We start from the raw sequence: 14,776 nt of genomic DNA, 5'->3' as shown, positions 1-14,776 counted from the left end.
AGGAAAATTACTCAACGGTCAGATAGTTTTTTGGAAAAAATAGTCAAAATATGAAAAATTTATATAAATTAGACTCAGAATGTGATTATTAAAAAACGCTTCATCAAAACCCCTAAAATAAATCATGAAATTTAAAATTATCACCCTAATTTACTCATTATTAACAGTTTACGCTTCTGCTCAAAGTTTCGACTCCAAATTATACAATAGCATGAAATGGCGTATGATTGGCCCACACCGTGGCGGTCGAACTGTTGGTGCGGTGGGTGTACCACAAAAACCAAATGTCTTTTATATTGGTGTAAACAACGGTGGTGTTTGGAAAACTACCGATTATGGGCATACTTGGAATCCAATTTTTGATGACCAACCAACAGGTTCTGTTGGTGATGTGGCAGTTGCACCTTCCAATCCAAATGTCATTTATGTGGCATCGGGTGAGGGAATTCAACGCCCCGATTTATCGGTTGGTAATGGTATATACAAATCAAGCGATGAAGGAAAAACTTGGATAAATACAGGTTTGGGTGACGGTCAGCAAATCGGTGGACTTGCCATTGACCCAAGCAATGAAAATATTGTTTTTGCAGCAGTTTTAGGACATCCCTACGGTGCAAATACTGAAAGAGGCGTTTATCGAACCAAAAATGGCGGTAAAACTTGGGAAAAAGTATTGTATAAAGATGAAAATACAGGTGCGATTCAAGTAACAATTGACCCTAAAAATTCAAATATTATTTATGCTGACCTTTGGGCAGCTCGCCAAGGCCCTTGGGAAAATGGTGCTTGGCAAGGTCCAGAAAGTGGTTTATATAAATCAACCGATGGTGGCACAACTTGGAATAAACTCACCAAAGGTTTGCCAACAGTTGAACAAGGATTAGGGAGAATAGGTTTTTGTGTTGCACCCAGCAACCCAAGCAGAATGTATGCCACTGTAGATTCTGAAAAAGAAGGAGGAATCTTTCGTTCGGATGATGCTGGTGAAACTTGGACAAGAATTAGTCAAGATGCCCGACTTTGGGGACGTGGAAGCGACTTCGCAGAAATAAAAGTTCACCCAAATAATCCAGACATAGTTTTTAGTGCCGATGTTGATACTTGGAAGTCTGAAGATGGTGGCAAAACGTGGATTGCTTTTCGTGGAGCTCCTGGAGGAGATGATTATCACCGCCTTTGGATAAATCCAAATAATCCCGATATTATGCTCTTTGCTGCCGACCAAGGTGCAATTATTACCGTCAATGGTGGCAAAACTTTTTCTTCATGGTATAACCAACCAACGGCACAGTTTTATCATGTAAGCACCGACAACGATTTTCCATATAATGTTTATGGCGGTCAGCAAGAAAGTGGATCGGTGGGCATCACTTCCCGTGGTAATGATGGCATTATTACATTCAGAGATTGGCATCCAGTAGGAGTAGAGGAGTACGGTTATGTGGCAGCAGACCCGCTCGACCCAAATATTATTTATGGTGGAAAAGTTACGAAATATGACAAACGAACTGGTCAAACCCAAAATATTGCTCCTGAAGCTGTCCGTTCGGGCAAATATCGTTTTGTTCGTACAGCCCCAGTTTTGTTTTCGCCAGTCGATAAAAAAACGCTCTATTTTGCAGGAAATGTTTTGTTTAAAACCCAAAATGGTGGCAATTCTTGGCAAATAATTAGTCCAGATTTGACAAGAGAAACCTATGAAGAAATTCCTGCCAGTGTGGGTGTTTATATTACTGAAGCGATGAAAAAAATGCCTCGTCGAGGGGTTATTTACGCCCTTGCTCCTTCGCCAAAAGACATCCAAACGATTTGGGCAGGCACAGATGATGGTTTGATGCACGTAACAAGAGATGGAGGAAAGAATTGGGTTAAGAGTTTTGATTTTGGGGCTTGGTCGAAAGTTTCGCAGATTGATGCGGGGCATTTTGATGTCAATGTGGCTTATGTGGCAGTCAATCGGATTCGTCTTGATGATTTGAAACCTCATATTTTTAAAACGAAAGATGGGGGTAAAACTTGGCAAGAAATTATTAAAGGATTACCAAATGAACCAATCAACACAATAAGAGAAGACCCAAGCAAGAAAGGTTTGCTTTTTGCAGGTTCTGAAAATGCTGTTTATGTATCGTTCGATGATGGTGAAAATTGGCAAACTTTACGTTTAAATATGCCCGCAACGAGCATCAGAGATTTGGTTATTAAAGATGATGACATCGTAGTTGGAACACACGGCAGAAGCTTTTGGATTTTAGATGATATTACACCATTGCGACAAATTTCGTCGGATTTAACAAAAAATGAAGCAATTTTGTACAAACCTCAAAATACTTACCGAGTTCGTTGGAGTACTTACACCGACACGCCTATTACGCAAGAAGAACCGCAGGGGCAAAATCCACCCGATGGAGCAATTATCAATTATTATTTGAAAGACAAGGCTCAAGGTGTTGTCACACTTGAGTTATTTGATGCTACAGGAAAATCAATTCGCCAATTTTCGAGCAATGATAAACCTTATGAACTGCCCGATTTGAATATTCCTTTGTATTGGATTCGTCCACAACAAATATTGTCGGCTGAGGCTGGCTCACATCGTTTCATGTGGGATTTGCATTATAAACCTTTAAACCTTCCGCCAGCATATCCGATTTCGGCAGTATATCAAAATACTGCTCCCGATGTTACTTCTCCATGGGTTATGGCAGGAAATTACACAGTAAAATTGACCGTTAATGGAAAGACATATTCTCAAAATTTCACTGTAAAAATGGACCCAAGAGTAAAAACATCGGCAATAGATTTGAAAATACAGCATGATTTATCATTGGCTTGTTACGAAGGGAGAATAAAAGCACAAACTGAGTTAAATTATATGAAGGAGGCTCGTCCAAGAATCAGATTGACCGAAGAGGGGATGAAACAATTTAATGCAAAAGAAGCCGATTTGATGAAAATCCAGGCGGGTTTAGCTGCAGTTCATAATATTTTACAAGATGCTGATAGCAAGCCTACTACCCAAGTTGTTGCGGCTGCAAAGGATTTATTAGCTAAATTACCTAAAGTTTTGAAGTAAGAATAAAACTATTTTTGTTTTTTAAAAGTCACAATTTAAAATATTGTGGCTTTTTTTATACCTTTAGCCGATAAAATACCTTTAATTTCAACCTATGAAACTTACACTTTTAGCATTCTTGGCTATTGTATGCTTGTCGTGCAATCAAAAAAAAGACACAAGTAACTACTATCAAGAGCAACATCGCCCACAATTTCACTTTTCTCCCGAAAAAGGGTGGATGAACGACCCCAACGGGCTTGTGTATTACGAAGGTGAATACCATTTGTTTTATCAATATTACCCCGATAGCACAGTTTGGGGGCCAATGCACTGGGGACATGCTGTTAGTAAAGATTTGACTATTTGGGAACATTTGCCTATTGCTCTTTACCCAGATTCGCTCGGTTATATCTTTTCAGGAAGCATTGTTATTGATGAAAATAATACAGCAGGTTTTCAAACAGGAAAAGAAAAACCTTTGGTTGCTATTTTCACAATTCATGATATGGTTAAAGAAAAAGCAGGGCGAAAAGACAAAGAATCACAGGGAATTGCTTACAGTTTGGATAAAGGTCGTAGTTGGACAAAGTATAATAAAAATCCAGTTTTGCCCAATAAAGGAGATACTGATTTTAGAGACCCAAAGGTATTTTGGCATGAGCCAACCAAGCATTGGGTGATGCCTTTGGCGGTTGGACAACACCTTGAAATATTTACTTCATCTAATTTAAAAGATTGGACGAAAACCGGTGAGTTTGGCCAAAAAGATGGGTCACACGGAGGTGTTTGGGAATGCCCAGATATTATTTCTTTAAAAACTAATGAAGGAATTGAAAAGTGGATTTTGATTCAAAATATTGGTCGAGGTGCGGTAAATGGTGGTTCGGGAACACAGTATTTTGTTGGGAATTTTGATGGAAAAACATTTATCAATGATAACTCGCCCGAAACCAAACTTTGGTTAGATTATGGTGCAGATAATTACGCAGGCGTAACTTGGTTTAATGCTCCCAACAACGAAAAACTTTTCATCGGTTGGATGTCGAATTGGGACGATTATGCTAACAAAGTACCAACTTCAACTTGGAGAAGTGCTATGACAGTTCCCCGAAAATTATCTTTAATTCAAACAAAAGAAGGTTATCGTTTGGCACAAATGCCTGTTGCTCAACTCGAAAAACTACGGCTAAGCAAAACCGAAATTCCTAAACAAACCATTAAAAATACAACTTTGATTGATGATAAATCAGTGCTAAAAGAACTGGATTTATCATTCGATTTAAGCACTTCTAGTGCCACCGAGTTGGGTTTTGTTTTATCGAATTCTAAAAATGAAAAAGTGATTTTTGGCTATGATAAAGCAAGCAAACAAATTTTTATTGACCGAACTAATGCAGGAAAAGCTGATTTTTCAAAACTTTTTGCCAAGAAACATTTTGCACCATTTGCAAATGCTAAAGAACTGACAATTAAAGCATTAATTGATAATTCTTCATTAGAAGTTTTTGTAAATGGAGGCAGTGTTGCTCTAACAGATTTGTTTTTTCCGAACGAAGATTATACACGTTTGGAAGTGTATAGTATTGGTGGCAATGCCGAACTAACTTCTGGAAGCATTTATCCATTAAAGTCAATCTGGAAGAAATAGGAATTAAATCAAAAAACGATGTCAGATAAAAATATAGTTTGTTTTGGGGAAGTCCTCTGGGATTTGTTGCCAAGTGGTAAAATTGCGGGTGGAGCTCCTATGAATGTAGCTGTTCATGCCAATCAATTGGGTTTAAAAGCCACCATGATTAGTACCGTTGGAAATGACGAATTAGGAGAAAGCATCAAGAGTTTCTTGATAAATCGGAATTTATCAATTGAAAACATTCAAACTTCTCATAAATATCAAACTGGAATAGTTGAGGTAATTTTAGACGAAAAAGGAAGTCCGTCTTACAAAATCATAAAACCCGTTGCTTGGGATTTTATTGAACAAACAGACTTGGCAAAAAAAGCTGTACAAGATGCCGATGCGTTGGTTTTTGGTAGTTTAGCTCTTAGAAATGAAGTTTCTAAAAATACGCTTTTAGAGCTACAATCATTGGCAAAATTGCGTGTTTTGGACATCAATTTAAGAAAACCGTTTTATTCGCCTGAGTTAGCGAAAGAACTTTTTGATATTGCCGATGTAGTAAAAGTCAATGACGAAGAATTAGAAATGATTTGTGCATGGTATGGTCAATCGGGTGATGAGATAAGCAATGCAAAATACCTTAAAAATTTATATAACCTCAAAGGAATCATCGTTACAAGAGGTGGAAACGGAGCATTTTTTGTTGATGAAAATGATGAATTTGCCGAACATCCAGGCTTTAAAGTAACCGTTTGTGATACAATTGGCAGCGGAGATTCATTTTTAGCCTCATTTATCACAAAATGGTTAAATGGTGCCTCAGCAAGCAAAGCCTTAAAATTTGCTTGTGTGGTAGGTGCATACGTTGCTACTCAAAAAGGAGCAACACCAATTATTTGTGAGGAAGATATATTGAATTTAATGAATAATTAAGGAACGAATTAAAAATAAGTTATATCAATTATTCATTTGATATTGAAGTTTACATACTGATATGCCCACCAAATCAAAACAATTTGCAAAGGCAATCTCAACCATAATAAAGATTGTGGTATTTTTTTGAACTTTCCAGAAGTAGCCATGTAAATATTAGCAGGAAAAACCGCAATTAATAGCAAAATTATTCCCCAAGCAGCATATGTACGTGTTTGTTCGAATAACAGACCAAGGCCAAAGATAATTTCGACAATTCCACTTAAAATTACCATTGTTTCATGGTACGGAATGTACGGTGGCATGGCCTTTAAATAAAATCGTTTTTTGGTAAAATGCGAAATTCCTGCATAAACAAAAAATGCCGCCATGATATAAAGTGCAATTGTTGTCATAGGTCTTGTAATTGAAATTATTCATCGCAATTTAGGCTAAAATTTGTTTTTATTGCCTTATTTTTACGGATATTCTTCATATTTCTAAATACTAACCATTCAATGTCAAAAAAGTTTTGTCGGTCATTCCTATTTATTTGTTTTGCGGTAAATTTTGTTTTTGCTCAAAAAAACAAACCAGAATTATATTTCCCTGCGGCTAATAATTGGCTCACCAAATCTCCAGTTGAATTAGGACTTAATCCTGCAAAAATTCAAGAAACAATCAATTTTGCAAAAGAAAATGAGGTGAAAAATCCAAGAAATATGGAAGTTTCGCATTATCAATCTTTCGGAAAAGAACCTTTCGGTGTTGCAATTGGCCCTTTTGCTGACCGAGGAGAACCAACGGGTTTGATAATTTATAAGGGTTATATTGTCGCATCATGGGGCGAGCCAGCACGTTGCGATATTACGCATAGCGTAACCAAAAGTTTTTTGTCGAGCGTTGTTGGTTTGGCGGTTGACCGTGGACTCATCAGAAGTGTGCAAGATACTGTTGCGGCATATATTCCACCAATTGAGCTTTATGAACAACCCATTAGTCGTTCGGCAGATGATTTTGGTAAACCTGAAATGTTAAGACTTTTTGATACTCCTCATAACAAAACCATTACTTGGGATGCCATGCTTCGCCAAACGAGTGATTGGGAAGGAACGCTTTGGGGAAAACCCGATTGGGCCGACCGTCCCGACAAAGATGCGACGCAATGGCTCAACCGAGCAAGAAATAAGCAAGGAAGCGTTTATGAATACAATGATGTAAGAGTCAATGCTCTTTCATTAGCGGCTTTGAGCGTTTGGCGGAAACCTTTGCCGCAAGTTTTGAAAGAAAACATAATGGATAAAATCGGAGCGTCGAACACTTGGCGTTGGACAGGCTACCGAAACTCATGGATTGTGCTTGACGGACAAAACGTGCAATCTGTCAGTGGTGGAGGTCATTGGGGTGGAGGAATGTTCATCAATGCTTATGATATGGGGCGTTTTGGGCTACTATCGCTTAACAAAGGTCGTTGGAAAGACCAACAGATTTTATCTGAAAATTGGGTAAATCAAGCACTTACACCAACGCCCGCCCAGCCAACTTATGGCTATATGAACTGGTTTTTGAATACCAATAAAAAATTATTGCCGAGTGCTTCTGCCAATGTGTTTTATCATTTAGGCAATGGTACAAACATGATTTATGTAGACCCCGACCACGAACTCGTGATGGTTGTAAGATGGCTTGCCACTGATGCAATGGATGGCGTAGTTAAGCGAGCATTAGAGGCTTTTAATAAGTAAAAACTTTTTTATACATCTATTCAAATATAATTCTAATGAAAAAAATCAACTTAATTGTTTTCTTATTTTTTGCTTCAATTGTTGTTGTGCAGTATTCAGCTGTGGCACAATCTAAAAAAGAATTTTATGAACTTCGTACTTATGAGTTACGCTTTGGTTCGCCTCGTGGAAACCTCGAAAATTACTTCAAAAACGCCCTTATTCCTGCATTAAACAAATATGGTATAAGAAATGTAGGGGCTTTTGGTGAAATTGGTAATTCAGACCCAGCCAAAATTTATTTGTTGATTCCTTATGCTTCGATAGAAGATTTTGCCTCAATCAATGCAAAAATAAAAACTGATGAAGATTTCATCAAAGCAAGTCAAGAATACAATAATTTGCAACCTGACAAAGCTCCTTATGTTAGATATACATCGTCATTAATGAATGCGTTTGATGGCTTGCCTCAACTCATAAAACCAACCGCCGAGCAAAAACTTTTGGAATTGAGAATCTACGAAAGTTACTCGGAAGATGCTGCTCGTCGCAAAAGAAAAATGTTTAATGACGAAGAAATTAAGATTTTCAAAGATACTAAACTTAATTCTGTGTTTTTTGGAGAAGTGATTGCTGGCGAACACATGCCGTGCTTGACTTATATGTTGGCGTTTAAAAATATGGAAGAAAGAGATGCAAACTGGAAAGATTTTAGTGCAAATGCCGACTGGAAACGTATTTCGTCGGCAGCAGAATATGCCAATTCTGTTTCTAATATTTATCGTGTTTTCTTGAAGCCATTGTCTTATTCTCAATTATAATTTCTATGAAAAACTATATATTAACCGCCATTTTTGCAGGAATTTCATTCTTTACTCAAGCTCAAAATGAAACTTATGCCGAAAAATTGGGCTATCCGAAAGGTGCGAAAGTGATCATTATGCACGTTGATGATGTTGGAATGTCTTATGATTCTAATATTGGTGCCATAAGAGCAGTAGAGGATGGGGTAGCAACTTCAATGAGTGTAATGATGCCTTGTGCATGGGTGCCGGGTTTTGTGCATTATCTAAAAAATCATCCAAATATTGATGCAGGATTGCATTTGACTTTAACTTCCGAATGGAAAGATTACCGTTGGGGGCCATTGGCAGGAAAACCAGCCGTACCAAATTTGGTTGATACCGAAGGTGCTATGTGGCGAAGTGTGGAAGAAACTGCTAAACATGCAACTGCCGATGAAATCGAAAAGGAAATCAGAAGTCAGTTAGAGCGTGCAAGAGCCATGGGTTTTGAGCCTACGCACATGGACTCACACATGGGAACGCTCTTTGCTCGCCAAGATTATTTGGAGCGATATTTTAAAGTCGGAATCGAACAAAAAATACCTGTCATGTTTCCTGGAGGGCATGATACCATGATTATGAAAGATGGTGCGGCGGGTTTGACACTCGAAAAAGCTCAGAAAATTGGCAAAATGCTTTGGGAAGCAGGTTTGCCAGTTTTAGATGATTTGCACAATGTAAGTTATGGCTGGACGATGGATAAAGTTAAAAATCCTGACGAAAAGGCATTGCAGAAATACAAAACTCAAAAATACATTGAGTCATTTAAAGATTTGCAAGCGGGCGTTACGATGGTGATTATGCACTGTACTTCGCCAACCGAAGTTTTTGAACATATTTCTGACTCAGGCAATACTCGTCGAGGCGATATGCTTGCCATGATTGACCCAGTTTTGAAGAAATACATTCAAGATAATGGCATTATTCTTACAACTTGGCGAGAACTGAAACAGAGAAGAGATAAGGTGAAGTGATATTAAAGGAGCCATTTTCAAATAAGAAAATGGCTCCTTTTTTTAGAGGGGAGAGGCCACGGAGATTAATGCTTCATCTTTTTCATGTCCATATCTTTCCCCTTCATCTTTTGCATCATGTTCATCATTTGTGGATTTTCCATCATCGTTTTACACATTGAAGCCATCATTGACGTATCACTTTTGCAGGTTTCCATCATATCATTCATCATGCTTTTCATCATGTCGGGGTTATCTTTCATCATTTTCATCATTGTTTCATGATTTTCCATCATCATCATGTGCATTTTTTCATCTCCTTGCATTGCCATTTTGCTGTTTTTGTTACTCATCATCGCTTCCATCATTTCTTTCGACATATCACTATTATTAGCAATTGTGTCCATCATTGCTTTTCTTGTTTCTGATTTCGAAAGGACTTGTTTTATATCAGTACTTGGTTGGCACGAAAATAGTAGGGCAATAAGTGAAATAACGCCCATCATTTTATATAATATTTGCATGATTTTTATGTTTAAATTTGTTAGTGTTTTTTGCATCAATTAATTGTATAATATCAATACTGACTATTATTGTTGGCTACATTTTACAGGCTTCAGCACATTTTTTACAGGCTTCAGCACACGTTTTGCAACAATCAGCATGGTCGACGTGTTTGCTACACTCTTCGGCACAAACCTCACAACATTTTACGCACAAAGCACAAATATCATCAGCAAATTGCGAATCTCTGGCACATAATTTTGCACAAAGTCCACAAATGTCAGCACAATCACGACATACCTTGACACATTCTTGGTGTCCTTCCATAGTCAAACACATTGTAGCACATTTTTCACATTCAATTATACAAGCTAAACAAGCGTCAATACAACTTTGATGATTTTTCATAGTAAAACATTTATTTTATAAGAATTTGTACAATACAAAGTTCTCATACTTACACCTACGAGTTGTTACAGAATTCTATTTATGATTTACAAAATTCACACAACTGTAAACGATTTAATCATATATACTGGTCTCTATACTCACCGACAAAAATCAAATGCTATTCTTAGAGGTTGTTTAAGTTTATTTTGCTGGTAAAAAATGATACTTTTTTGAACAAAGAGTAAGTTTAAAAGGTGCATTTTAAGCCCAAATCAAAAAACTTAAACAACCTCTTAAGTTTCTTTTGGCTTGTATCACCACAAATTAGGTATTTTCTTGTAGTTAAGCAGTATGAAAGTTGTTATGGATAAGTTACCCCGTTTCGCTTAAAAATTTATGTCGGATAGATATTTATTTAGTCGATGTTTCATGCGTTCAAAGAACGTATCTACGTATAGTATTTATCCTCTAGCTTTCTAAGAACTCCTATAACACAGACATAATGATAAAAATTTAACCTAATAAGCATCTTCATTTGACAACACTAAAGCGAACAGAGAGAGCTGAAACAGGGAAGAGATAAGGTGAAGTGATATTAAAGAAGCCATTTTCAAATAAGAAAATGGCTTCTTTTTTTTATTCTCAGAAATTTAATTCAAGTTACTCAGGCAATTGCTTTATCATTATATTTTTAAAATAAACTTTACTCTTGGGGTCATGGGCTTGCAAGGCAAATGTGCCACTGCTTAGTTTTATGTCCTTACGATTAATTTGGTCGGGCTCAATATAATCTACTACTGTTTTATCATTGATTTTTGTTGTAATATGTTTTCCTTGAACAATGATTTGCTCAGTGTACCAAACATCATCTTCAACATAAACTTCTTTTACATCCTGAATATTATATAAACTTCCTGTGCGTTTCCAATCAGTATGAGAGTTATTTACTTGAATTTCATATCCTTTTGATGGCCACCCACCTTCTTGGTATTGGCTGTGAATATAAATACCAGAGTTTGAACCTTTTGTGGTCATTACTTGAGCTTTAAATTCAAAATTTTTGAAATTATGCTCGCCTATTTTTCCATCATAAAACAAATGTCCTCTTGGTCCATTGACAACAATCGCACCATCTTCAACTTTAAACGAACTTGCATTTTCGCCAACTTTCCATCCATTTAAAGTCTTACCATCAAAAAGTGAAATCCATTTTGGTTTTTTATGGTTTTCAATAAATCCAAAACTGACTGAGAGTAGAAGAATTAAAGCAATAAAATAACTTGTTTTTTTCATGATTTAGAAATCTTTAAGGTTGATAAATAAAGAAGCAAATTAATGAAAAATATTGCCTTATTGGTTTAAAACTATGTTTATTTGTTCGGCTGATTTTAAAATCAGTCGGTGTGAAAAGCGTTCTTAGAACGAATTTTGCCAAATGCCGTTGTAACAACGGCTGACACACTGACTGAATTCATATTCAGCCAAACAGGAGTTTACAAAAATTTATGTAAATAAATAGCATCACATCCATCTTAAAACATTACTTACATCAAAACCGACCTTTATATCTATAATTTTGTTCTTGTCGGTGGGCATCAATCAAATATTTTACTTGCGAATAATCTCTATAAAAAGGCAATTGTTTCTCTGATTCCTTGATTGCTTTTTTAATCGCTGCTACTTCTTTCTTAAACTTAGTTTCTAAAGTTTGGTAGCTATCCGAGCCAAAGCGTTCGTAGAGCGAAGGTCCAAAAAATGAAGCTTGTCCAAAGGATTGAAGTTCCGCAATTTCATTTTCTAATTCAACAATTTGTTGTTTCAGTAATTTGACATAATATTTCAAATTATCATCGTTTGAATGCTCAAAATCCGTTCCCATCAAATCAAGTCTTAAACGCAGAAGGTCAAAAAGGTCATCTTTTTCGTAGGCTTCCGTAATTCGGTGCATCAAAAGTGTCTTTTTTTCTTTTTCGAGTTCATCTTTTTCACGGTCGGGATGAAATTTTTTCACCAATTCCATATAAATCTGCCGACTGGTTTTATTCAGATTTTTTTCTTCTTGCCGTTGTTTTTCTTCACGTTCCAGTTGTTTTGCCGATTTGGTTTTATTCGCTTTTCTTGCTTCATATTCTGCATTTTCAGCTTCCATTTGTTGGTTCAAATATTCCTGCAACTTTTCGGGGTCACTAAAATCAACTTTCTCATCGAATTCCATACCAAACATCGAAGAAACAGAATCTTTTATAGTATCGGAAGCATTGTTATTTATCTGATCGACAACTTCTTCATAACTAACCCCATCATTATGTCGGATAAAAATAGCTTCTAATTCTTGAGATGAGAACCGTGCGATATAAGCATTTGCTCGCTCCAAAATCATGGCCGATAAAGTGTCATTATCTCGTTTTTTGAAACTATTTTCTTGATAAAGTGTATCTAAATGAATAATTTCTTTGACTTGAATATCAATCAGTTTTCTTTCGAGGGGAAGTATATCAGTCGAAATTTTGATTTTTATCTGCTCAACTTCTTGCTTGACAAGTAATGTCAAGTTTTTAAGATTGTTAATCTTTTGGATGCTCGAATTGAATTGTTTTTGAAGTTTATTTAAAACCGCTGAGTTTTCGGTCTTTATTTGTATTAGTTTGGACATGCTAATGAAAATATTATTTTTGCTGAAATAAGAAGTGCTAATGTGTTAGTTTTGCGAGACTTTATTAGGTTTCTAGAATTTATTAGAAATAAAATTACAATTTTGTCGTTTCAGATTTAATGAAAAAACTTGCTTTTATTCTATTTTTGTTAGTAACGCTGCAAAGTTGCTTTGTGCATCGCCCATGCCCGATAAAATCGTGTAAAGTGGAGATGGAGCATAAGCATGGAAATAGAACTTTCAATCCAAGGAAAATTTGGAAAGGAAAAATTCATTATATTGGTGAAAAGGTCATGAAAGACCGTAAAAAGCAACAAAAATTACAAAAAGACCGCCGCCGAATGGAACGGCAGAAAAATTAATTTGTACGACGGGTTTTTAACCCGTCAACTTCAAACGAGTTAAAAACTCGTTGTAAATTAAAAATCCAAATGGCAATTGAGCCAACCTTCGTCAAATCTTGTCGGAAAGTTTTTACGGTAAAAATTAATGGCTGGTTCGTTCCAGTCAAGCACTTGCCACATCATACCCGTACATTCAGTGTTTTTTGCTTCTTCAATTACTTTATCAAATAACAATTTTCCAAGTCCATTTCCACGCATTTCTTCGGTTACAACAATATCTTCAAGGTATAATCTTTTGCCTTTCCAAGTTGAATATCGGTAATAATATAGTGAAATTCCTTGTATCACGCCATCAACTTCTGCCACAAAACAGCCAAAGATTTTGTTTTTTCCAAAACCATCTTTTAGCATCATTTCTACGGTATTGCTTACTTGTTCGGGTGCTTTTTCGTAAACCGCCAATTCATAAACAAGGTCGAAAACTCGTTGAACGTCTGCTTTTTTTATTTTTCTAATTTTTATGTTCATAGTTGAAAATGGTGTAATGAACGATTGTTTTTAGTGTGGGAACCCTTCCTCAATAAAAATTAATTCTTATGAATAAATATTTGTTGCAATTGTGCGACTTCTGCGAAGTCGAAAAAATTAGGTCTTCATAAATGCTACAAACGTTGGATTTCTCCGAAATCAGCACTGTGCAATATGTTACCAATATAAGGAAAAAGTCATCGGAGATGTCTAACGTTTGTAGCAAATAAAATTTTAGTATCAATCAACCTCGGAGAAGTCGAATGATTTAGTAATTTCAAAGTAAAAATATACTCTAAGATTTAATTTGCATTCAAATACCCTTCCCATTTTTCCAAAACATTAGTAAAATCAGTTGGCAAATCAGTATCAAATTGCATCCATTCTTTGGTGCGTGGATGAACAAAACCCAATGTTTTGGCGTGAAGTGCTTGTCGAGGCATGATTTCAAAGCAATTTTCGACAAATTTCTTATAATTACTAAAAACTTGTCCACGTAAAATCTTATCTCCACCATATTCAGAATCACTAAAAAGTGGATGCCCCAAATGCTTCATGTGAACCCGAATTTGGTGTGTGCGACCCGTTTCTAAATTACATTGGAGTAGCGAAACATAACGCAAATCTTTCAAGATTTTATAATGTGTAATCGAATCTTTTCCATGAAATCCATCAACAAAAACATCACAAATTTTGCGGTTTTTCAGACTTCTACCAATGAAATTATGAACCGTTCCAGTTTCTTCTTTTGGCACTCCCCACACCAAAGCATAATAAGTGCGTTCGATTGAATGTTCAAAAAATTGCTTTGCCAAAAAACTCATCGAAAACTCATTTTTCGCTATAATCAAAAGCCCAGAAGTATCTTTATCAATGCGATGCACCAAGCCTGGACGAATTTCGCCATTGCGATGCGTTGGCAGATTATTCAAATAATAAATCAAACCATTAACCAAAGTTCCAGTCCAATTACCAACAGCAGGATGCACCACCATGCCAGCAGGTTTGTTGATAATCATAATGTCCTCGTCTTCGAAAACAATATTTAGTGGTATATTTTCGGGAACTAACTCAGTATTTCGTGGCGGTTTGGGCAACGAAAACGTAATTACATCATTCGGTTTTACTTTATAACTGGCTTTAGCAGTGAGACCATTGACTTTTATTGCCTCAGCATCAATCGAATTTTGAATTTTATTTCGGGAAATGTTTTTGGTGAAATGGGGAAGATATTTGTCCAAACGCAT

The 14,776-nt window shown here is 36.2% G+C and carries 14 protein-coding genes; 7 read left to right on the top strand and 7 right to left on the bottom strand.

Annotated features, from left to right (window positions below; all coding sequences use genetic code 11):
- Positions 1 to 124: 124 nt before the first annotated feature.
- From ACH2CJ_RS10680 to ACH2CJ_RS10670, 3 genes are all read left to right on the top strand, one after another.
- Positions 125 to 3,073, top strand: a complete 2,949-nt coding sequence (locus ACH2CJ_RS10680; protein WP_394992777.1) for a glycoside hydrolase — start codon at positions 125 to 127, stop codon at positions 3,071 to 3,073.
- Between the two features lie 94 nt (positions 3,074 to 3,167).
- On the top strand, positions 3,168 to 4,703 hold the full coding sequence (locus tag ACH2CJ_RS10675) for a glycoside hydrolase family 32 protein (protein ID WP_394992776.1): 1,536 nt from the start codon (positions 3,168 to 3,170) through the stop codon (positions 4,701 to 4,703).
- An 18-nt stretch (positions 4,704 to 4,721) separates the two neighbouring features.
- A complete protein-coding gene (locus tag ACH2CJ_RS10670) occupies positions 4,722 to 5,609 on the top strand; it encodes a carbohydrate kinase (RefSeq protein WP_394992774.1) in 888 nt (295 codons plus the stop codon).
- 32 nt (positions 5,610 to 5,641) lie between these two features.
- Here the strand turns inward: ACH2CJ_RS10670 and ACH2CJ_RS10665 are convergent, their stop codons facing one another.
- Positions 5,642 to 6,004 carry a MauE/DoxX family redox-associated membrane protein gene (locus tag ACH2CJ_RS10665; RefSeq protein ID WP_394992773.1) on the bottom strand — a complete coding sequence of 121 codons (363 nt, stop codon included), beginning with the start codon at positions 6,002 to 6,004 and terminating at the stop codon, positions 5,642 to 5,644.
- Between the two features lie 102 nt (positions 6,005 to 6,106).
- Between ACH2CJ_RS10665 and ACH2CJ_RS10660 the strand changes: the two genes are divergently transcribed.
- The 3 genes from ACH2CJ_RS10660 to ACH2CJ_RS10650 are packed head-to-tail and all read left to right on the top strand — an operon-like array spanning position 6,107 to position 9,131.
- Positions 6,107 to 7,333, top strand: a complete 1,227-nt coding sequence (locus ACH2CJ_RS10660) for a serine hydrolase domain-containing protein (RefSeq protein WP_394992772.1) — start codon at positions 6,107 to 6,109, stop codon at positions 7,331 to 7,333.
- Between the two features lie 35 nt (positions 7,334 to 7,368).
- Positions 7,369 to 8,133: an NIPSNAP family protein gene (locus tag ACH2CJ_RS10655; RefSeq protein WP_394992770.1), complete on the top strand. Its 765-nt coding sequence runs from the start codon at positions 7,369 to 7,371 to the stop codon at positions 8,131 to 8,133.
- Between the two features lie 5 nt (positions 8,134 to 8,138).
- On the top strand, positions 8,139 to 9,131 hold the full coding sequence (locus ACH2CJ_RS10650; protein WP_394992769.1) for a polysaccharide deacetylase family protein: 993 nt from the start codon (positions 8,139 to 8,141) through the stop codon (positions 9,129 to 9,131).
- Positions 9,132 to 9,196: 65 nt separating this feature from the next.
- Here ACH2CJ_RS10650 and ACH2CJ_RS10645 read toward each other — a convergent pair whose 3' ends face one another.
- The 4 genes from ACH2CJ_RS10645 to ACH2CJ_RS10630 all read right to left on the bottom strand — a co-directional run bounded on the left by ACH2CJ_RS10645 (position 9,197) and on the right by ACH2CJ_RS10630 (position 12,657).
- A complete protein-coding gene (locus ACH2CJ_RS10645; RefSeq protein WP_394992768.1) occupies positions 9,197 to 9,634 on the bottom strand; it encodes a hypothetical protein in 438 nt (145 codons plus the stop codon).
- A gap of 76 nt (positions 9,635 to 9,710) precedes the next feature.
- Positions 9,711 to 10,022 (bottom strand): four-helix bundle copper-binding protein, encoded by a 312-nt coding sequence (locus tag ACH2CJ_RS10640; protein WP_394992767.1) that lies wholly within the window; start codon positions 10,020 to 10,022, stop codon positions 9,711 to 9,713.
- A gap of 642 nt (positions 10,023 to 10,664) precedes the next feature.
- On the bottom strand, positions 10,665 to 11,297 hold the full coding sequence (locus tag ACH2CJ_RS10635) for a DUF1080 domain-containing protein (RefSeq protein ID WP_394992765.1): 633 nt from the start codon (positions 11,295 to 11,297) through the stop codon (positions 10,665 to 10,667).
- A 256-nt stretch (positions 11,298 to 11,553) separates the two neighbouring features.
- On the bottom strand, positions 11,554 to 12,657 hold the full coding sequence (locus ACH2CJ_RS10630; protein ID WP_394992763.1) for a hypothetical protein: 1,104 nt from the start codon (positions 12,655 to 12,657) through the stop codon (positions 11,554 to 11,556).
- Positions 12,658 to 12,776: 119 nt separating this feature from the next.
- On the opposite strand from ACH2CJ_RS10630, the gene ACH2CJ_RS10625 reads away from it, so the two are divergent.
- The gene (locus ACH2CJ_RS10625) at positions 12,777 to 13,019 is read left to right on the top strand and encodes a hypothetical protein (RefSeq protein WP_394992761.1); all 243 of its coding nucleotides are present in this window, start codon (positions 12,777 to 12,779) and stop codon (positions 13,017 to 13,019) included.
- 57 nt (positions 13,020 to 13,076) lie between these two features.
- Here ACH2CJ_RS10625 and ACH2CJ_RS10620 read toward each other — a convergent pair whose 3' ends face one another.
- Both ACH2CJ_RS10620 and ACH2CJ_RS10615 read right to left on the bottom strand, forming a co-directional pair.
- Complete coding sequence (locus ACH2CJ_RS10620; protein WP_394992760.1) at positions 13,077 to 13,529, bottom strand: GNAT family N-acetyltransferase; 453 nt, start codon at positions 13,527 to 13,529, stop codon at positions 13,077 to 13,079.
- A gap of 302 nt (positions 13,530 to 13,831) precedes the next feature.
- Positions 13,832 to 14,776 (bottom strand): RluA family pseudouridine synthase (locus ACH2CJ_RS10615; protein ID WP_394992758.1); only part of this gene is annotated, 945 nt, incomplete at its 5' end.

This window comes from Emticicia sp. (assembly GCF_043780375.1).
Lineage (GTDB): Bacteria > Bacteroidota > Bacteroidia > Cytophagales > Spirosomataceae > Emticicia.
The sequence above is the reverse complement of the archived record's forward strand: the minus strand, read 5'-3'. Positions and strand labels throughout refer to the sequence as shown.

Coding starts and splice junctions, on each gene's coding strand:
- ACH2CJ_RS10665 (WP_394992773.1), bottom strand. CDS start 6,004: ATGACAACAATTGCACTTTATATCATGGCGGCATTTTTTGTTTATGCA.
- ACH2CJ_RS10680 (WP_394992777.1), top strand. CDS start 125: ATGAAATTTAAAATTATCACCCTAATTTACTCATTATTAACAGTTTAC.
- ACH2CJ_RS10675 (WP_394992776.1), top strand. CDS start 3,168: ATGAAACTTACACTTTTAGCATTCTTGGCTATTGTATGCTTGTCGTGC.
- ACH2CJ_RS10650 (WP_394992769.1), top strand. CDS start 8,139: ATGAAAAACTATATATTAACCGCCATTTTTGCAGGAATTTCATTCTTT.
- ACH2CJ_RS10660 (WP_394992772.1), top strand. CDS start 6,107: ATGTCAAAAAAGTTTTGTCGGTCATTCCTATTTATTTGTTTTGCGGTA.
- ACH2CJ_RS10645 (WP_394992768.1), bottom strand. CDS start 9,634: ATGCAAATATTATATAAAATGATGGGCGTTATTTCACTTATTGCCCTA.
- ACH2CJ_RS10620 (WP_394992760.1), bottom strand. CDS start 13,529: ATGAACATAAAAATTAGAAAAATAAAAAAAGCAGACGTTCAACGAGTT.
- ACH2CJ_RS10625 (WP_394992761.1), top strand. CDS start 12,777: ATGAAAAAACTTGCTTTTATTCTATTTTTGTTAGTAACGCTGCAAAGT.
- ACH2CJ_RS10655 (WP_394992770.1), top strand. CDS start 7,369: ATGAAAAAAATCAACTTAATTGTTTTCTTATTTTTTGCTTCAATTGTT.
- ACH2CJ_RS10635 (WP_394992765.1), bottom strand. CDS start 11,297: ATGAAAAAAACAAGTTATTTTATTGCTTTAATTCTTCTACTCTCAGTC.
- ACH2CJ_RS10630 (WP_394992763.1), bottom strand. CDS start 12,657: ATGTCCAAACTAATACAAATAAAGACCGAAAACTCAGCGGTTTTAAAT.
- ACH2CJ_RS10670 (WP_394992774.1), top strand. CDS start 4,722: ATGTCAGATAAAAATATAGTTTGTTTTGGGGAAGTCCTCTGGGATTTG.
- ACH2CJ_RS10640 (WP_394992767.1), bottom strand. CDS start 10,022: ATGAAAAATCATCAAAGTTGTATTGACGCTTGTTTAGCTTGTATAATT.